Origin of the sequence: Arthrobacter sp. KNU-44, from assembly GCF_051843155.1 — a bacterium.
Lineage (GTDB): Bacteria > Actinomycetota > Actinomycetes > Actinomycetales > Micrococcaceae > Arthrobacter.
In genome coordinates this window covers 2,024,204-2,041,349 of the sequence record NZ_JBPXNG010000002.1, presented here as the reverse complement: position 1 = coordinate 2,041,349, position 17,146 = coordinate 2,024,204, and the positions used below count along the sequence as shown (strand labels likewise).

Here is a 17,146-nt window from a genome sequence, read left to right as displayed (position 1 = left end):
GTTCAGGTTCCGCCGACTCAAAGGCCCCGCCCGCTCCCTTCAAGGAGCTGGCGGGGTTTTTGCGTTCCCGAGGTTCGTAATTTCTGAAATAACTGTTTCACTCTTAGTGAACCTTTTGTGATCTGGGGCACATTGCGTGTTGAATCAGAGCATGGATTCGAATGCCTCCGAGACCCCGAGCACGCAACCCGAAACTCCTTTCCACGATCTCGACTACTACCTCGCCATCCCCAGGGTCGGCGGCCTGGCTCTCAGTACGGACGGAAGCCGCCTGGTCACTACGGTTTCCACGCTCAACGCCAAGGGCACTGAATACGTCACGGCCCTTTGGGAGCTTGATCCTGCCGGAAAGAAGCACGCCCGGCGCATCACCCGCAGCGCCAAGGGAGAAACCGGCGCGGTGTTTGCTGCCAACGGTGACCTCTACTTCACCTCAGCCCGGCCCGATCCGGACAGCCCCGAAGCGGATCCCGTGAGCGCGTTGTGGCTCCTGCCTGCCGACGGCGGTGAGGCCCGGGTGGTGCACTCCCGTGCAGGCGGAATCGGGGGCGTCATGGCCGCGTCAGCCGCGGACGCAACCTTCGTGACGGCCTCGGTCCTTGCCGGTTCCACCGATGAGGAAAATGACGAGGAGCGCCGCAAGAGCCGCAAGGACAACAAGGTGGCGGCCATTCTGCACACCGGCTACCCGGTGCGTTACTGGGACGCAGACCTGGGCCCGGCCCAGCCCAGGCTGTTCGCGGTGGAAAACGGAGGCGCGGCCGAGCCCGGGAAGCCCGCGACCGTGGACGCAACCGCACCCCTGAAGCTGCGCAATCTGACGCCCGACGTCGGCGGCAACCTCCGCAACACCCACGCGGTGGTCAGCCCGGACGGTAAGACGATCTATACGAGCCTGGCCAAGCCGCTCGCGAAGGCGGACACGCGCTTTGTGCTCGCCGCTGTCGATGTGGCCTCCGGCTCGATCAAGGTGCTCCTTGACCATGAGGGAATGAGCTATTTCCCCGGACCGGTCAGCCCCGACAACAAGATGCTCTCGGTAGTCAGCGAAAGCGACAGCACCCCCGGGCAGGCACCCCAGGTCAAACTCCACCTCTTGAATGTCGGGGCGGGAGAAACCCTTGACCTAGAGCCCCTCGCGCCCGCTTGGGACCGCTGGGGCAACCCCGCGGCCTGGCTGCCGGACGGGCACTCGCTCCTCGTCACAGCCGACGACGACGGCGCGACGCCGGTCTTCCGGGTCGCCGTCGGGGACGGTATGGTCACCAGGGTGACGCAGGACGCGGCGGCGTACACCGACGTCGTGGTTTCGCCGGATGGGCTGAGTGCGTTCGCGCTGCGCAGCTCTTATGAATTCCCGGCGGAAGCCGTCCGGATCGAGCTCGCCTCGGGCGACGTCGAGCGGCTCCCCGCGCCCGCTGAGCGCCCCGCGATCAAAGGCACGTTGGAGCGGGTGGAGACGAGCGCGGCTGATGGTTCGAGGGTTCCGGCCTACCTCGCGCTCCCGGAAGGCGCGTCGGGGGCGAATCCGGCGCCCTTGCTGTTGTGGATCCACGGCGGGCCGTTGGGCTCGTGGAATGCCTGGACCTGGCGGTGGAATCCATGGCTGCTCGTGTCGAAGGGGTATGCCGTGCTGCTGCCCGACCCGGCACTGTCCACCGGGTACGGCCAGCAATTCATCCAGCGCGGCTGGGGCGAATGGGGCAAGGCGCCGTATACGGACCTTATGTCCATCACCGACGCAGTGGTCCGGCGGCCCGACATTGACCAGACGCGGACAGCCGCCATGGGTGGGTCGTTCGGCGGATACATGGCCAACTGGGTGGCCGGGCACACGGATCGTTTCAAGGCGATCGTGACGCACGCCAGTCTGTGGGCCATGGACCAGTTCGGGCCCACAACGGACGCTTCGCAGTACTGGCTCAAGGAAATGACCGCAGAGATGGCACTGGACAACTCGCCCCATCTCCATGTCGGGAAGATCAAGACACCCATGCTGGTGATCCACGGTGACAAGGACTACCGAGTGCCGATCGGCGAGGGCCTGAGGCTTTGGTACGAACTGCTTTCCAGTTCCGGGCTGCCCGCCGATGAGAACGGTGAGACCCAGCACCGCTTCCTGTACTTCCCTGACGAGAACCATTGGATCCTGCAGCCGCAGCACGCCAAGGTCTGGTACGGCGTCGTGGAGCACTTCCTTTCCAGGCAGGTACTTGGACGGGACGTTCCTCTTCCTGAGGACCTGGGGCTTTAGGCGCCTTCGGCCTCGTAAGATTGTGGCTGTGACTTCGACGTTCAGTATCCGCCCTGCCCGCACCGGCGATGTTGCCGCGATCAAGCGGCTTGTAGCGCCTCTGGCGGAGCAGCGAATCCTGATGGCCAAGGAGACCGTGGCCTATTACGAGAGCCTTCAGGAGTTCCGGATTGCCGAATCTTCCGATGGCGAGGTGATCGGTTGCGGTGCCCTGCACGTCATGTGGGAGGACCTGGCCGAGGTGCGCACATTGGCGGCGGACGACAACTGGCGGGGCAAAGGCGTGGGTCACGTCCTTGTCCAGCAACTCCTGGAGGACGCCCGGGCCTTGGGGGTTGCGCGTGTCTTCTGCCTGACGTTCGAAGTGGACTTCTTCAAGCGCCACGGATTCGAAGTCATGGCGGACCAAACCGCCGTCGATCCCCAGGTCTACTCGGAATTGCTGCGTTCCCATGACGAAGGCGTGGCCGAGTTCCTGGATCTGGCCCGCGTGAAGCCCAATACCCTGGGCAACACACGCATGATCAAGGTCCTTTAGCTCCTCTTCTTCCCCTTGGCTCCTGTATGTGCCAGCCCGCACCTCTTTACGTATATCAACTTGATGGATAAACTAGTTGAGGCTCGGTTGCGGCGGGCCAACCATACTGTGGAGGCGAGAAATGAAGTACCACGTTATGTTTCCGGACTTTTCAGGTTTCCAAATTGACATGCCGCGTCCCGGCGCCACGCCGGAGTCGCGCAAGCAGGGCACCGGAGGTTGCATGCGGTCCGGGTGCACGGATCTTTGGCCCGACTCGATGGCCAAAGACGCAACACCCCAAGACTTCAGCATCGGTCGTTTGACGGTGGGCGGGCCGCCGCACTGACCGGGCGGATGCCGGAAGGTTCTTCAGAAGGGACAACCATTGGGGGTTGTCCCTTCTGCGTTTCCGGGTTCCGGAGTGTCCACGTACGGACCGTTCCCCTACCGTGCCCGGGGCGCTGGTAGTAGGGTCAAATCACCTACCAGCAACGCCCCAGGAGCGCGCCATGAAAAAGCTCATCAACGATCCCCGCTCGGTGGTGGACGAGTCTGTCGAAGGTTTCGGCATGGCCCATGCCGATCTCGTGGACGTCCATACGGACCCCATCTTCGTCGTTCGAAAAGGAGCGCCCGTGGCCGGCAAAGTGGCGCTTGTGTCGGGAGGTGGGAGCGGCCACGAGCCGCTTCATGCCGGCTTTGTGGGGCACGGAATGCTCGACGCCGCCGTGCCGGGTGCGGTGTTCACGTCGCCCACTCCCGACCAGATCATTCCGGCGACCGCCGCAGTCGATTCCGGCGCCGGCGTCATACACATCGTGAAGAACTACACCGGTGACGTGCTGAACTTCGAGACCGCGGCAGAGATGGCCCAGGCTGAAGGAATCAGCGTCCGCTCGGTTCTCGTCAACGACGACGTCGCTGTGGAGGATTCCCTGTATACGGCAGGCCGCCGCGGCGTGGGGGGCACTGTGCTGGTCGAAAAGATTGCTGGTGCGGCAGCGGAGCGTGGGGATTCGCTGGAGGCCGTCGCGGGTGTGGCGGAGGGAGTCGTCCGCAACGTGCGCACCATGGGCGTCGCCTTGTCCGGCTGCACCGTGCCGCATGCCGGGGTACCCAGCTTTGAGCTCGCTGACGACGAAATCGAAATCGGCATCGGCATTCACGGCGAACCGGGCAGGCACCGGATCGCCATGGAGGGAGCCGACGCCATCACCAGCCGCCTTTTGGACCCGGTCCTGGAGGACCTCGGGATCAAGTCCGGTGAAGAGGTGCTGCTCTTCGTCAACGGAATGGGCGGTACGCCCCTCAGTGAGTTGTACATTGTCTACCGCCGGGCGGCCCAGATCCTCGCGGAAAGAGGAGCCAAAGTGGAGCGCTCACTGGTGGGCAACTACGTCACGTCGCTTGAGATGCAAGGCTGCTCCATCTCGGTACTGCGGCTCGATGACGAACTGACCGCCCTCTGGGACGCACCCGTCCATACTCCGGCCCTGCGTTGGGGGATGTGACAGTGGGCCTGGGGGTCGAATGGGCGGTTCAATGGTTGACCCTCTCCGCTCGGCTCATGTCCGAGCATAGGGAGGAATTGATTGCGCTGGACCGTGCGATAGGCGACTCCGACCACGGTGAAAACATGGACCGGGGATTCCAGGCCGTCATGGAGAAACTTGCCCAGACTCCGCCCGAGACACCTGGCGCAGCCCTGAAGCTGGCCGCGATGGCGCTGATGTCAAAGGTGGGCGGGGCAGCCGGACCGCTGTATGGAACCGCGTACCTTCGGGCGGCCACGGCTCTGGGAGAAAGCGCGGACATTGACGCAGCGGCGCTCGCCGGAGCACTGACCGCGGCCCGGGACGGAATTGTTGCCCGCGGCAAGGCGGAGCTCGGCGACAAAACCATGGTGGATGCCTGGTCTCCGGCTGTGGAAGCGGCGGACGAGGTCCTGGTGGCCGGTGGAGATGCTGTGGCTGTGTTGGCTGCGGCGGCCGAGGCTGCCGAGGTGGGTGCCGTCACGACAGATCCGTTGGTAGCCCGCAAGGGCCGCGCAAGCTACCTCGGTGAACGCAGCGCAGGTCACCGCGATCCCGGGGCTGCGTCTTCTGCCCTGTTGTTGCGCGCAGCGGCTACCGCTGCGGGATTCCCTGAAGGGGCCGCTGAATGACGGTGGGCTTGGTGGTGGTCTCGCACAGCCGGAAAATCGCGGAAGGCGCGGTGGAGTTGGCTGCGCAGATGGCTACCGATGTGAAGTTCTACGCCGTCGGCGGCACGGATGATGGCCGGATTGGCACCGACCTGGAGAAAACGATCGCCGCATTCGAGGCAGGACTTGGGGAGGCTTCAGGGGATGGAGTGGTGGTCCTGACGGATCTTGGTTCGGCGGTTATGACGGCAGAATCAGCTGCCGAGTTCTGCAGCGAGCCGGAAAAGGTCCTCATTGCCGACGCTCCCTTGGTTGAGGGCCTGGTTGCCGCCGCGGTGGCCACCCAGGGTGGTGCCTCGGCGGCCGCAGTGAAGGCCGCCGCCGAGGCGGTGCGTTTCGGTCAGGAGCCCGTTTTTGAAGCGGCGGGGCCGGCAGAATCCCAAGGCAGGGGCGAACCAGCGGAAAGCGGCGAGTTCGAACTCGTAAACCCCATGGGAATGCACGCCAGGCCTGCGGCCAAAATCGCGGGCGGACTCGCCGGCATGGATGTCGAAGCAACGGTAAATGGCGTCGATGGCACCTCCATTATGGAACTCATGAGCCTCGCCGTGGGCAAGGGTGGCAAGCTCAAGGTCGAGGCGTGGGGCAAAGATTCATCGAAGGCCGTGGATTACGTCAGGCGGCTGGTGGAACAGGGATTCGGCGAGATTTGACGCCGCGCCGGGATGTCGCTTCGCGCCAGGATTTACCGCGCCGCGGGGGTTTGCGCGCGGTGTTCAGGACTGCCACAGGCCGCGGGCATCGAGCACGAGGCTTGCCGTGATGGCGGTCTGGCACTGCTCGCCCCACGGTTTTGCGCTTTTCGGCGTGAAGTTGAGTGTCCTGACGGGCAAGGTCTCGCCGTTTGTGTCCGCGCCGGTCACTTCGGCATCGATGGGCGAGGACGTCAGCGTTCCCATGTTGAGGAAGCCATAGCGGGTGCCATCCGGTGACGCGACGGCAGAGCATGACCCTTCGGGTTCCGGCCCGCAGGATTGAGGGAGCGGCACGCTGCCCGGGCGCAGCTCCAAATCGGCCTCGCGGCATTTCCCGTCCTGGCATGCCTTCAAATGGATGGCCTTGACCGTTGGCGCGTACTCTGCCGTGATTGTCAGGGAGACCACGGGGGCCATCGCAATTGCCGGACAAACGGTGACTTGAGGTTCGCATGCCGACCAGAGCGTCGCCGTCGTGGTCAATGCTATGGCGGCCCACAACCTGCGCATACTTGAGAATAATCCCGCACCGGGGACCCGGAACGGGATATCTGCAACTGGCAGGCACATCGTTACCGACATCTACGGATCGTTGCGGCTCCGCGACCTCAAGGCCTGGCCATGGGCGGGTTCGGCAGGGTTTTCGCAGGGCGCAAGGAATGCGCCGGCCGCAGAGAATAGGGTTCTTCGCATGACTGAACCCTCGGATCTGCTTGCCACTCGCGCCGCCTACAACACGGTAGCCGCCGATTACGCTGAACTCCTGCGCAACGAGCTCGACACCAAACCCTTTGACCGGGCCATGCTCGGTACGTTCGCCGAGCTCGTGCGTTCCTCCGGAGGCGGGGCGGTTGCCGACATCGGTTGCGGGCCCGGACGGATCACGGCGTACCTGGATTCCCTCGGGCTGGCGGCTTTAGGCATCGACCTGTCGCCGGAGATGGTGACAGTAGCCCGCAAGGACCACCCCGGCCTGCAGTTCGATGAAGGGTCGATGGAGGCCCTGGAGCTGGCGGACGGCACTCTGGGTGGCATCGTTGCTTGGTATTCGATCATCCATACGCCGCCGGCCCGTTTGCCGGGAGTGTTCGCGGAGTTCCACCGTACCCTCGTGGGCGGCGGCTTGCTGTTGCTCGAGTTCCAGGCCGGCGACGAGCCAAGGCATTTGGACTTCGCGTATGGCCACGAAATCGACCTTGACGCCTACCGCTTGCCCCCTGAACGCATCATGGAACTCCTCCTTCAGGCTGGCTTTGTCGTTGAAGCGCAGCTTCTCCGCGAGCCGGACGGCAGGCACGAGAAGACCCCGCAGGCGTATCTCCTAGCCCGCAAGCCAGCGCGCAAGCCAGCCACGTCGTAGCGGAAGCGGCGCAAAAGGAGGCCTAGGCCGGGAGCCGCAGCCCGCCGTCGTGCATCTCGGCCAAGCCGTCGCTCAGTAGCCCCTGGAGAGCGCGCTCCAGCTGCTCGGGGGCCGAATTCAAGCGGTGCAGGGCCGCCAACGGGACGGCCGCGCCCTCGGCGGCGAATCCGAGGTCAGCTGCGGGTCGTTCGAACAGTTCAGGAGCTACCGGCGACTCTGCCACTCGCAATACGGCCATGACGGCACCCCGCAGCTGCCGGTCTGTGCCGTGCCACGCCTGGCCCTTCGGCGTATACGTGGGCGGCGGTTCACCTGCGGCAAGCCACGCGCAGGAACCGCGGACGGGGCAGTCCAGGCACTTGGGGGAGCGGGCGGTGCACACGAGCGCTCCGAGTTCCATGACGGAAGCGTTCCAGCGGACGGAGAGCCCGACATCGTCGGGCATGAGTGATTCGGCGAGGCGCATCTCCGCCGCGCTGAGCGACGGCGCCGGAAGCGCAAGTCCCGAAACGAGCCTGGCATGCACTCGCCGGATGTTCGTGTCTACGACCGTTTCGCGGCGACCGAAAGCAAAAGCAGCCACGGCCGCGGCCGTATAGTCGCCGACGCCGGGAAGGCTCAACAGCGATGCATGCGTGTCCGGCACCCTGCCTCCATGCTGTTCCACGATCGCGACGGCGGCCGCGTGGAGCCTGAGCGCGCGGCGGGGATAACCGAGCCTTCCCCAATGTCGCACGGCGTCGCCCGAAGGCTGCTTTGCGAGATCCGCGGGTTCCGGCCAGCGTTCCATCCAGTCTCTCCACACCGGCAGGACGCGGACTACCGGAGTCTGCTGCAGCATGACCTCGCTGACCAGGATCCCCCACGGGCTGCAGTCCGGCGACCTCCACGGCAATACGCGCGCCACCTCGGAGAACCAGCGGTCCATGGATTGGTGCAAGTCCGTGAGGCGATGGGTGCCGGCAAGTTCAGCGGCGCCTGGCAGTGACATGGAGATCCTTGCTGCGGTTCGTGGCGGGCCCTGTTGGCGGCCGATTCCTGCCATCCACTGTAGTGGAGCCGGCCGGGAATGACGTAGGTCATACTGGCTCCGATCAGGCCCCGGCGGCGTGGTGCGGCACCATCCACGCCTTGCGTTGCCTAGCCTAGAAGCATGGTCAACAAGGGCAAGCAACCGCCGAGGGCGCGCACGTCGCCGTCGGCGAAAAGTGCTGCCCGGGCCGGAGGCGCAAACCGTTCGGCGAACGGGGTCCGGCCCCAAAGGCGACGGACGAGCCCTGCCGTTTACCGGCGTCGGAGGCTGGTTGTTTTCGGCGCGCTCCTGGTGGTCCTGGCGATGCTCGTGGCCGGTGCTGTGGCTATGAGTTCATCTCTTGCGGGCAAGGCTGATCCCGGCGCATCCAAGACCCAAGCGGTCGGAGCCGCCCCGGCGAGCCAGGCCCCTACGACGGATGCCATCGCGGCCACCACAACGCCCACGGCCACGCCGGTGTGCGACCTCAATCTGGTGACGGTGACGGCGTCCACGGACCAGCCTGCGTATCCGGCCGGGCAGAACCCCGTGCTGAGCATGAAGATCACCAATGGCGGGGCAGCACCGTGCCAGGTCAACGTCGGCACATCCCAGATGGAGTTCCTGGTGATGAGCGGCGAGGACCGGATTTTCTCCTCCAAGGACTGTCAAGCGAAGGGCGATGACCTCGTGAAGCAGATTGATCCGGGCAAGAGCGAGATTGCCAACTTCCCGTGGCAACGCAACCGGACGACCGAGGGCTGCGGCGTAATCTCGGCCAAGCCTGCCACCGGCACCTACACCTTCAAGGCCGTACTGGGAAACAAGGCGAGCACCAAAGCGGTCTTCCAGCTGGGTTAGAGGAACCTGTCCAGCAGGCTGGCTTCGGCCATGCGGCTGAGCCCTTCGCGGACGGTCCGGGCGCGCTGGTCGCCGATGCCGTCCACGGTCATGAGATCGTCGATAGTGGCGGCCATGAGGTACTGGAGTCCGCCGAAGTGCTCCACCAAACGGTCGGCCACGGCTTTCGGAACCGACTTCAGCCCGGACAAGAGGCGGTAACCGCGCGGCTGAACACCCGCGTCGAGCACGTCCATGCCCCCGGCGAATCCGATGATCCCGGCGATCTTGCCCAGATCGATCAGCTCCGCCGGGCCAAGATCCAGAAGGGCCTGCACCGCACCGTCGATGTCCTCGGGCGAGGCGTCGGCGCCGGCGTAGTCGCGGATGATCACGTCGCTGCCCGGGCCGCGGCCGGTGGTGAGCTCTTCCAACTGCAGCGAGAGCAACCTGCCGTCCTCACCCAACTCCAGGACATACTGAGCGATTTCCTCGGCAATGCGCCTGACCATTTCCTGGCGCTGGAGGGTGACAGCCACATCCCGGACGGTGACCATGGCCTCGATTTCGAGGGCCGATAGGGCGCTAGTGACCTGATCCAAGCGGGCGCTGTAACGTTCCAGGGTTGCGAGAGCCTGGTTGGCGCGGGCCAGGACCTTCTCGGAGCCCTCAAGCACGTGGCGCAGGCCGTTGACATAGAGGGCGATGATCTGCATGGACTGGCTGACCGAAATCACCGGAACTCCGGTCTGGATGGCCACGCGCTCGGCCGTCCTGTGACGCGTTCCTGATTCCTGGGTCTCGATGCTGGAGTCCGGCACAAGCTGTACCGCGGCACGAAGGATGTTCCCGGCGTCCTTGTCGCAGATGATGGCACCGTCCATCTTCGCGAGTTCACGCAGCCGCGTCGGGGAGAAATCGATGCCGATTTCAAAGCCGCCGGAGCAGATGGATTCGATGGTCCGGTCTGTTCCGAGCACAATCAGGGCGCCGGTGCGCCCACGGAGGATGCGTTCCAGGCCGTCGCGCAACGGTGTTCCGGGGGCCACCCTGCCCAGAGTCGCCTTGAGCGAATCTTCGGGGCTCCGAGCCATAGGTGTTCCCTTCAAAGGTGCACGCAGGCGCGCCCGCAAGTGTGCCGGTTTTCAGCAGTGAGTCGACGGGAGCAAAATGCCAGGTTTCCCGCAAGCTCAATGATAGAGGTATAGACCGGCAACAACCGCACGGGCAAGCCTTAAAGTGCCCCAAATTAGCTTATGTGGCGGGACCTTCGAAACGCGTTCGAAGGCGGCCGCGGCACCGCCATTTTCAGCTCGGTCCCTGGACCCTCAGTTCGGTCCCGGAACCTCGGTGACCCTTGACCCTCAGGGAGCCGTCCGAAGGTGTGCGAGCCGCTCAAGGTCGCGTCGCACGCTCTGCAGCGCCGCTTCCCGGGCGGCAGCCCTTCCCGTGTCCGGATGCGCTTGCCTCGCAGGAGGGTTGACTCCACCTCTGCCGGCGTTCGGCCGGTGCCCTTGCTGGTTCGCAGCGGGGTTCCCCGCGGGGGAGGGGCCGAAGGGATCGTAGAACAAGTCATTCCCTGGATTCATTGATGCCCTGTTCCTTTCATGCCATCGTCGGCTGCCTGGTTTTTCCTGGCGGATGGCTCCAATCCGGGCCGGACGCGTCCGCTATGCGTTCAAACTATCGGCAGGTGATTTCGGAGGTTTGTGCACTTCGTTTCGATCCTGTTAAGCGCTGGCCCGGGACCCTGCCTCCGGCGTGGTCCCGGGCTGCGATAAACTTGGTATCTTGGCTGGCGCGCAAATCGTGCCGCTCCCTGAGTTGGCCCCGGCCGGCGCGGGGCCAGTATCCAGCCTCCATCCCACGTTCGGCCCGTCGTTCCAATGCGGGCAACGCCCAGATCGCAGCGAAAGTAGCACCGTGTCCCAAGAAGTCCTGAGCCCCGCCCGAGTCCAGGAAATTCACCATGAGGCCTCCCGGCGTCGGACTTTCGCGGTCATTTCGCACCCTGACGCCGGCAAGTCCACGCTCACGGAAGCCCTCGCCTTGCACGCCAAGGTCATCGGCACCGCCGGTGCGTCCAGCGGCAAGGCCAACCGCAAGGAAACTGTTTCCGACTGGATGCAGATGGAAAAGGACCGCGGTATTTCCATCAGCTCCGCGGCATTGCAGTTCTCCTACCGGGATACTGTGATCAACCTGCTGGACACTCCGGGCCACGCCGACTTCTCCGAGGACACCTACCGCGTCCTGGCCGCCGTCGACTGCGCAGTGATGCTGGTGGACGCCGCCAAGGGCCTGGAAACGCAGACCATGAAACTCTTCGAGGTCTGCAAGCAGCGGAACCTTCCCATCATCACGGTCATCAACAAATGGGACCGCCCGGGCCTCGACGCCCTCGCGCTGATGGACGAGATCACGGAACGCACCGGACTCCAGCCCATGCCCTTGACGTGGGCCGTGGGCATTTCCGGCGACTTCCGTGGAGTCTGGGACCTGCGAAATGACCGCTTCGCACGGTTCGCGCGCAATAATGCCGGTGCCAACATCGCCATCACCGAGTACTTCACTCCGGAGGAAGCAGCCGAAACCCAGGGCAACAACTGGAGCGACGCCGTCGACGAAGCCGGACTCGTGATCGAATCGAACCTCGAGTTCAACATTGAGAGCTTCCACGCCGGAACGGCAACACCTATCCTCTTCAGTTCGGCGGCCCTGAACTTCGGGGTCAAGGAAATCCTTGACGCCCTGGTGGACTTCGCGCCTCCAGCCGCGCCCCGCCCCGACGTCGACGGCGAGCCCCGTTCGGTAGACGCTCCCTTCGCGGGGTTCGTCTTCAAGGTCCAGGCAGGCATGAACAAGGCCCACCGCGACCACGTCGCGTTCATCCGTGTGTGCTCCGGCGTCTTCGAGCGCGGCATGGTTGTTACGCAGACACGCACCGGAAAGTCCTTCGCCACGAAGTACGCCCAGCAGGTGTTCGGGCGCGAACGCGAAGTCATCGACGAGGCCTATCCCGGCGACGTCGTTGGCCTGGTCAACGCGTCCTCGCTGCGCGTAGGGGACAGCCTGTTCCTCGACGAGCCCGTGGAATTCCCCGCCATTCCGCTCTTTGCCCCCGAGCATTTCCAGGTGGCCCGGTCCCAGGATCCCAGCCGGTTCAAGCAGTTCCGGCGCGGCATTGAGCAGCTTGAGCACGAAGGCGTCATCCAGGTGCTCCGTTCCGACGTCCGGGGCGACCAGGCACCCGTGCTCGCGGCTGTCGGTCCCATGCAGTTCGAGGTTGTGGAAGACCGCATGGCCCACGACTTCAACGCCCCGATGCGCCTGGAGCGCCTTCCGTACTCGATGGCAAGAATCTCGACGGCGGAGGCCATGCCGGCGCTCGCCAACGTCCCGGGCGCAGAGGTGCTGCTCAGGTCCGACGGCGAATACCTCGCGTTGTTCAACGACGTCTGGGCACTGCGCCGGATCGAGAAGAACCACCCGAAGCTCACGCTGGTCCCGATCGGAACGCACAACCCGGCAAAATAGTTCAGTAACTCACTTGGCGTTCGAGCTTGTTTCCCAGTCCCAGCATGGCGAGGCTCACCGCAAGGAATCCTATGGAGATCGACACTGCGAAGACCGCCACACCGCCCCAACCGCCTGCGCGCATCGGGTCGATGAACCAGTAGGCGTACCAGTTGACGAAAGAGCCGCGGATCAGACTGTAGACGAGATACGCAACGGGGTAGAGCAGCCAGTACCAGAGGTGCTTGATGGCCAGCCTGGATCGCGGAGGCTGGAACAGCCAATCGGCAACCATGACAACCGGCATCAGGTAGTGGACCACGAAGTTGACCCAGGGGAGCAGGGAGCCGAGGTCCTGCCCCGCCAGGAGTGCGCCGAAGACGAGTCCCACGACGGCCATGGCGATCGTCGCAGTGCCCCGGGTGGCGTCGTCGAGCTCGCTGGGCCGCTTGCCAACCAGCACGCGGTAGCCGCTGATCAGCAGCACCACCGACGCGAAGATGTTGGACAGATTGGTGAAGTAGCTGAAGAAGTTCCACGGATCGAAGCCCAGACCGATGTGGACCGTGAGCTGCGTCCCCACCGCAACAAGGGTCAAGAGGCCAAAGAAGAGGCGTCCCCCAATGAGCACATTTCTTTTTGTCATGGGGACAATCTTCCGGTGGACGAGGCCAACCCATGCACCCGACACTCCGAAGCCAAGCCGGCCGCTAGGTGATCAGCAACTCCAAGGCCTCCGCCAGGTGTGCCACTTCGCGGACCGAGAAACCCTCCGGGACGGGGCCCGGTCCGTTGGGACTCGCCGGCACCACGGCGTGGGTGAACCCAAGCCGCTGAGCCTCGTGGATACGCTGGTTGATCCCGGGAACCGGACGGACCTCGCCGGCCAGGCCAACCTCGCCGAAGGCAATGAGCCGCTGCGGCAGTGCCTTGCGCGCCTTTGCCGAGGCCACGGCAAGCGCCACAGCCAGGTCGGTTGCCGGTTCGCTCAATTTCACTCCTCCGACAGTGGCCACGTAGGAGTCGTCCTTGTGCAGGATGCAGCCAGCCCGCTGTTGGAGCACGGCCAGGAGCATGGCGACGCGCGAGCTGTCCAGGCCGCTCGTTGCCCTGCGGGGTTGTGAGCTGGTACTTTCGGCCAGCAGCGACTGCACCTCGGCCAGCAGCGGGCGCCGGCCTTCCATGGTCACCGTGATGCAGGTGCCGGACACCGGCTCGCGTGTCCGCGATACAAAAAGCCCGCTGGGATCGGCTAGGCCTTCGATACCGGCCTCATTGAGGTCGAAGCAGCCGACGTCGTCAGTGGCACCGTAGCGGTTCTTGACCGCGCGCAACAAGCGCAAGCGCGAATGGCGCTCGCCTTCGAACTGGCACACAACGTCCACCAAGTGCTCCAGAAGACGCGGACCGGCAATGGAGCCGTCCTTCGTCACGTGGCCAACCAGCAGCGTGGTCATGTTGCGGCGCTTTGCGGCGGCGATGATGGACGCCGCGACTTCCCGGACCTGTGAGACTCCGCCAGCGCTACCTTCGACATCCGCGCTGCTGAGGGTCTGCACCGAGTCCACAATCAGCAGCTTCGGCTCAAGCTTCTCCACTTGCCCCAGCGCCTGCCCGAGGTCCGTCTCAGCCGAGAGATAGAGGGTGTGCGCGACCGCGTCGATCCGCTCCGCACGTAGCTTGACCTGGGCAGCAGATTCCTCGCCCGTCACGTAAAGGACGTCCTGCCCCGTGCGGGCGAACTTCGCAGCGACGTCCAGCAGGAGGGTGGATTTCCCGACGCCGGGTTCCCCGGCAAGCAGGATCACCGCGCCGGGAACCAGGCCTCCGCCCAGGACGCGGTCCAGTTCGTCGACGCCGGTGGGCAGGAAAGCGGCCGTGGTGCCGTCTACCTCGGCAATCCGGCGGGCCGGCTCCAAAACCGTTGTTGCCGCCGTCGTACGCGCAACCGTGGCGCCTGTTTCCTCCACGGTGCCCCACGCCTGGCACTCACCGCAGCGCCCCACCCACTTGACCGTGGTCCACCCGCATTCGGCACATTTGTACGCGGGCGTCTTGGAGGTGCGTGAGGTCTTGGAAGCCATGCGTACAAGGCTAATGGAGCAGTCGGACAGTCAAGTGCGCCTCACTGCAGGGGAGGAAGAACGTCCCGGGCTTCCCGGGGGTCCATGCCCGCTGCTTCGAGCAGGTCCACCATGAGCGGGCGGAAGAGCATCACCACTGTTTCACCCTCAAGCTTCTGGACGTGCAGCATTTTGGGGTGCAACCGGGTGGCAATGTCGGCCAAGTCCTGCCGCGCACCGCGCAGGTGGGCGCGGCGGGCGCCGTCGTGCACTTCGGCGAGGCCGAGCGAGAGCTCCTCGACCCCTGCGGAAGTGTCCTGCAGGACCTCCGAAATGCTGTCCGTCGCCTCGTCAGTCAACGCTGCATGGTTGATGGCGCTCGTGAGCCGCCGCGCGAACACCCGGCTGTTGCGGAGGGCAAGGTCGATGGAATCCAGCGACTCCTCAAGCATGGTCAGCTCGTCGCGGTGCCGACGATACGCCGGTGCAAGCGTGGCCACTTCTCCGGAGGCCTTGAGGGATTGGCGCATCCGGTCCACGAGGGGCTGGCAGTTCCGCCCCCGGATGAGGGCATGCCAGGCCTGGGTGGAGTCGCTGTTGATCAAGGCGTCGGCGCACTCACGCAGGACTTCCGAGAGTTCGTGCAGGAGTTTGCGGACGTCCTGGCGCGGCTCCCGGCGCGGGTCTTTCGGGACCAGCATTGTGACGAGGAGCGCGAAAACTCCGCCCACTACGGCGTCGATGCTCCGGGTGAAGGGTCCCCCGGACGGCGCGGGCAGTAAGACCACGAGAAGCGATTGCAGGCCCAGTTGGGTGGTGAAAATGGAGCCACCGTCCAGGAAACGTGCCAACAGGATCGAGAAAAGAAGGACGACGGCGGCTTGCCAGATCCCAGAACCCAGCCAGTGGAGCAGCAGATCACCGACGACGATCCCGAGGGTGCAGCCAAACCCGACTTCCACCACCCGGCGAAGCCGTGGATCCCGGGAGAAGCCGAGCGCGATCAGGGACGAAGTCGCGGCGAAAAGGGGTCCCGAGTGGCCCAGGATGTATTCGGCGAACGCGTAGGCACCCACTGCGCACACGGTCATCTGGACGGCTGGAACCAACGAGTTCCGGCTGCGGACGAGGCCGGTGCGCAGCCGCGCCCGCAGGAATTTCTTGCTTGCTGAAAGTCCTTGGGGGGCGGCCATGGCTCAAGTCTATTCAGGAGAGGCTTACGGAGTGCGGCTCGCGGGGGGAACCCCAAAGTGAGGGGCGTCACTTAATCCCTCATGATGCGCCAAGCGCAAGGGCGACGCTGTACATGTAAGCCAATGGTCCACAGCCGTTCACCTCCTGTTCACTTTGGACGGCCGATCCCGTTACCTGCGGCTCCTACCGTCAATAAAGGTACAAACACGTACGCAAATCTTTCGTATGCCGACTTTCTCCCTCGGCACGCATCAGAGAATCCCTGGAAGGGGTACATCCCAGTGAAGGCAACTCGCTTCGGCCGCAACGCGGCAATCGCGGTCCTCGCCGTCGGCGCCCTTGCGCTGACCGCTTGTGGTTCAGACAACGCAACCGGCGCCGCACCGGCAGCCACCCAGAGTGCCGCAGGCGTCAAGGTCACCGGCACCCTGACCGGCATCGGCTCCTCGGCGCAGGGCGCCGCAATGGACGCTTGGAAGACCAACTTCGCTTCCGCGAACTCGGGTGCCACGGTCCAGTACTCCCCCGACGGCTCGGGCGCAGGCCGTAAGGCCATCCTTGACGGCTCCGCACAGTTCGCAGGCTCTGACGCCTACCTGACCGACGCTGAGCTGGCCACTTCCAAGACCAAGTGCGGCACCGACGGTGCCATCAACATCCCGGTGTACATCTCCCCGATCGCCGTTGCCTTCAACATCCCGAACGTCAAGGACTTGAAGCTCGACGCCGACACCGTTGCGAAGATCTTCCGCGGCCAGATCACCAACTGGAACGACCCGGCAATCGCCGCCCTGAACACTGGCGTCACGCTTCCGGACCTGAAGGTCACCCCGGTCAACCGCTCTGACGACTCCGGCACCACCCAGAACTTCACCGACTACCTGGCGTCCGCTGCACCCTCCGTCTGGACCGACAAGGCAGCCGGCGTTTGGCCTGCTTCCCTGAAGGGCGAGAACGCCAAGGGCACCTCCGGCGTCGTAAAGACCGTCACCGACACCCCGGGTGCCGTGACCTACGCTGACGACTCCGCAGTCTCCGGCAAGCTCGGCACCGCGCAGATCAAGGTTGGCTCGGACTTCGTCAAGATTTCCGCTGCCGCTGCCGCCAAGGCTGTCGAGCTGGGCAAGCCCGTTGCAGGCCGCCCGACCGGCGACCTTTCCATCAAGCTCGACCGCACCACCACGGATTCCTCTGCCTACCCGGTAGTCCTGGTTTCCTACCACGTCGTCTGCACCACCTACGACAAGAAGGAAACCGCTGACCTGGTCAAGGCATTCGAGAGCTACGTAGTCTCCGACGCCGGCCAGCAGGCTGCTGCCGGCTCCGCCAAGTCCGCTCCGCTCTCCAAGGCGCTGCAGGACAAGGCAAAGGCCGCTGTTGACTCCATCAAGGCCAAGGCCTAAGGACCACAATGGAGTAGTGGTGCCGCGGACCGCCGCACCACTACCCTTGAATATCAACGTTCCCCGTCCCGCGCTGGTGAAACATC

General features: G+C 64.7%; 16 protein-coding genes. 9 read left to right on the top strand and 7 right to left on the bottom strand.

Features of this window, described 5'->3' with window-relative positions; translation table 11 throughout:
* Nucleotides 1-151 precede the first annotated feature (151 nt).
* From ACSVHC_RS10465 to dhaM, 5 genes are all read left to right on the top strand, one after another.
* Nucleotides 152-2,254 carry a S9 family peptidase gene (locus ACSVHC_RS10465; protein ID WP_439180924.1) on the top strand — a complete coding sequence of 701 codons (2,103 nt, stop codon included), beginning with the start codon at nucleotides 152-154 and terminating at the stop codon, nucleotides 2,252-2,254.
* 28 nt (nucleotides 2,255-2,282) lie between these two features.
* Nucleotides 2,283-2,792 (top strand): amino-acid N-acetyltransferase, encoded by a 510-nt coding sequence (locus ACSVHC_RS10460; protein ID WP_059388339.1) that lies wholly within the window; start codon nucleotides 2,283-2,285, stop codon nucleotides 2,790-2,792.
* Nucleotides 2,793-3,283: 491 nt separating this feature from the next.
* Nucleotides 3,284-4,285, top strand: coding sequence for a dihydroxyacetone kinase subunit DhaK (gene dhaK / locus ACSVHC_RS10455; protein WP_437772044.1), 1,002 nt, complete (start codon nucleotides 3,284-3,286; stop codon nucleotides 4,283-4,285).
* Nucleotides 4,286-4,287: 2 nt separating this feature from the next.
* Entirely contained in the window at nucleotides 4,288-4,938 is a 651-nt protein-coding gene (gene dhaL, locus ACSVHC_RS10450; protein WP_437773937.1) for a dihydroxyacetone kinase subunit DhaL, read from the top strand.
* Nucleotides 4,935-5,630 (top strand): dihydroxyacetone kinase phosphoryl donor subunit DhaM, encoded by a 696-nt coding sequence (gene dhaM, locus ACSVHC_RS10445; protein WP_437772045.1) that lies wholly within the window; start codon nucleotides 4,935-4,937, stop codon nucleotides 5,628-5,630. Before dhaL ends, dhaM begins: the two co-directional genes overlap by 4 nt.
* 63 nt (nucleotides 5,631-5,693) lie before the next feature.
* Here the strand turns inward: dhaM and ACSVHC_RS10440 are convergent, their stop codons facing one another.
* The gene (locus ACSVHC_RS10440; protein WP_437772046.1) at nucleotides 5,694-6,089 is read right to left on the bottom strand and encodes a hypothetical protein; all 396 of its coding nucleotides are present in this window, start codon (nucleotides 6,087-6,089) and stop codon (nucleotides 5,694-5,696) included.
* Nucleotides 6,090-6,363: 274 nt separating this feature from the next.
* Between ACSVHC_RS10440 and ACSVHC_RS10435 the strand changes: the two genes are divergently transcribed.
* On the top strand, nucleotides 6,364-7,032 hold the full coding sequence (locus ACSVHC_RS10435) for a class I SAM-dependent methyltransferase (protein ID WP_439180923.1): 669 nt from the start codon (nucleotides 6,364-6,366) through the stop codon (nucleotides 7,030-7,032).
* 22 nt (nucleotides 7,033-7,054) lie between these two features.
* Here the strand turns inward: ACSVHC_RS10435 and ACSVHC_RS10430 are convergent, their stop codons facing one another.
* Nucleotides 7,055-8,023, bottom strand: a complete 969-nt coding sequence (locus ACSVHC_RS10430; RefSeq protein WP_437772048.1) for an HhH-GPD family protein — start codon at nucleotides 8,021-8,023, stop codon at nucleotides 7,055-7,057.
* Between the two features lie 162 nt (nucleotides 8,024-8,185).
* Between ACSVHC_RS10430 and ACSVHC_RS10425 the strand changes: the two genes are divergently transcribed.
* On the top strand, nucleotides 8,186-8,905 hold the full coding sequence (locus tag ACSVHC_RS10425) for a hypothetical protein (RefSeq protein WP_437772049.1): 720 nt from the start codon (nucleotides 8,186-8,188) through the stop codon (nucleotides 8,903-8,905).
* Here ACSVHC_RS10425 and disA read toward each other — a convergent pair.
* Entirely contained in the window at nucleotides 8,902-9,978 is a 1,077-nt protein-coding gene (disA, locus tag ACSVHC_RS10420; protein WP_059388344.1) for a DNA integrity scanning diadenylate cyclase DisA, read from the bottom strand. The two genes, ACSVHC_RS10425 and disA, sit on opposite strands and share 4 nt — an antisense overlap.
* 270 nt (nucleotides 9,979-10,248) lie before the next feature.
* Nucleotides 10,249-10,473 carry a hypothetical protein gene (locus ACSVHC_RS10415; RefSeq protein ID WP_437772050.1) on the bottom strand — a complete coding sequence of 75 codons (225 nt, stop codon included), beginning with the start codon at nucleotides 10,471-10,473 and terminating at the stop codon, nucleotides 10,249-10,251.
* Between the two features lie 334 nt (nucleotides 10,474-10,807).
* Between ACSVHC_RS10415 and ACSVHC_RS10410 the strand changes: the two genes are divergently transcribed.
* Nucleotides 10,808-12,421: a peptide chain release factor 3 gene (locus tag ACSVHC_RS10410; RefSeq protein ID WP_437772051.1), complete on the top strand. Its 1,614-nt coding sequence runs from the start codon at nucleotides 10,808-10,810 to the stop codon at nucleotides 12,419-12,421.
* A 1-nt stretch (nucleotide 12,422) separates the two neighbouring features.
* On the opposite strand, the gene ACSVHC_RS10405 is transcribed toward ACSVHC_RS10410, so the two are convergent.
* The 3 genes from ACSVHC_RS10405 to ACSVHC_RS10395 all read right to left on the bottom strand — a co-directional run bounded on the left by ACSVHC_RS10405 (nucleotide 12,423) and on the right by ACSVHC_RS10395 (nucleotide 15,656).
* On the bottom strand, nucleotides 12,423-13,046 hold the full coding sequence (locus ACSVHC_RS10405) for a Pr6Pr family membrane protein (protein ID WP_437772052.1): 624 nt from the start codon (nucleotides 13,044-13,046) through the stop codon (nucleotides 12,423-12,425).
* A 64-nt stretch (nucleotides 13,047-13,110) separates the two neighbouring features.
* Nucleotides 13,111-14,484 (bottom strand): DNA repair protein RadA, encoded by a 1,374-nt coding sequence (gene radA, locus ACSVHC_RS10400; RefSeq protein WP_437772053.1) that lies wholly within the window; start codon nucleotides 14,482-14,484, stop codon nucleotides 13,111-13,113.
* Nucleotides 14,485-14,525: 41 nt separating this feature from the next.
* Nucleotides 14,526-15,656 (bottom strand): FUSC family protein, encoded by a 1,131-nt coding sequence (locus ACSVHC_RS10395; RefSeq protein WP_437772054.1) that lies wholly within the window; start codon nucleotides 15,654-15,656, stop codon nucleotides 14,526-14,528.
* Nucleotides 15,657-15,938: 282 nt separating this feature from the next.
* Between ACSVHC_RS10395 and pstS the strand changes: the two genes are divergently transcribed.
* Nucleotides 15,939-17,060 (top strand): phosphate ABC transporter substrate-binding protein PstS, encoded by a 1,122-nt coding sequence (pstS, locus tag ACSVHC_RS10390; RefSeq protein WP_437772055.1) that lies wholly within the window; start codon nucleotides 15,939-15,941, stop codon nucleotides 17,058-17,060.
* Nucleotides 17,061-17,146 lie beyond the last annotated feature (86 nt).

Bases quoted from the DNA above. Each gene is read 5' to 3' on its own strand.
- ACSVHC_RS10430 (WP_437772048.1), bottom strand. From the start codon at position 8,023: ATGTCACTGCCAGGCGCCGCTGAACTTGCCGGCACCCATCGCCTCACG.
- ACSVHC_RS10440 (WP_437772046.1), bottom strand. From the start codon at position 6,089: ATGGCCCCCGTGGTCTCCCTGACAATCACGGCAGAGTACGCGCCAACG.
- disA (WP_059388344.1), bottom strand. From the start codon at position 9,978: ATGGCTCGGAGCCCCGAAGATTCGCTCAAGGCGACTCTGGGCAGGGTG.
- ACSVHC_RS10395 (WP_437772054.1), bottom strand. From the start codon at position 15,656: ATGGCCGCCCCCCAAGGACTTTCAGCAAGCAAGAAATTCCTGCGGGCG.
- ACSVHC_RS10465 (WP_439180924.1), top strand. From the start codon at position 152: ATGGATTCGAATGCCTCCGAGACCCCGAGCACGCAACCCGAAACTCCT.
- dhaK (WP_437772044.1), top strand. From the start codon at position 3,284: ATGAAAAAGCTCATCAACGATCCCCGCTCGGTGGTGGACGAGTCTGTC.
- ACSVHC_RS10405 (WP_437772052.1), bottom strand. From the start codon at position 13,046: ATGACAAAAAGAAATGTGCTCATTGGGGGACGCCTCTTCTTTGGCCTC.
- ACSVHC_RS10415 (WP_437772050.1), bottom strand. From the start codon at position 10,473: ATGAATCCAGGGAATGACTTGTTCTACGATCCCTTCGGCCCCTCCCCC.
- ACSVHC_RS10425 (WP_437772049.1), top strand. From the start codon at position 8,186: ATGGTCAACAAGGGCAAGCAACCGCCGAGGGCGCGCACGTCGCCGTCG.
- ACSVHC_RS10435 (WP_439180923.1), top strand. From the start codon at position 6,364: ATGACTGAACCCTCGGATCTGCTTGCCACTCGCGCCGCCTACAACACG.
- dhaM (WP_437772045.1), top strand. From the start codon at position 4,935: ATGACGGTGGGCTTGGTGGTGGTCTCGCACAGCCGGAAAATCGCGGAA.
- radA (WP_437772053.1), bottom strand. From the start codon at position 14,484: ATGGCTTCCAAGACCTCACGCACCTCCAAGACGCCCGCGTACAAATGT.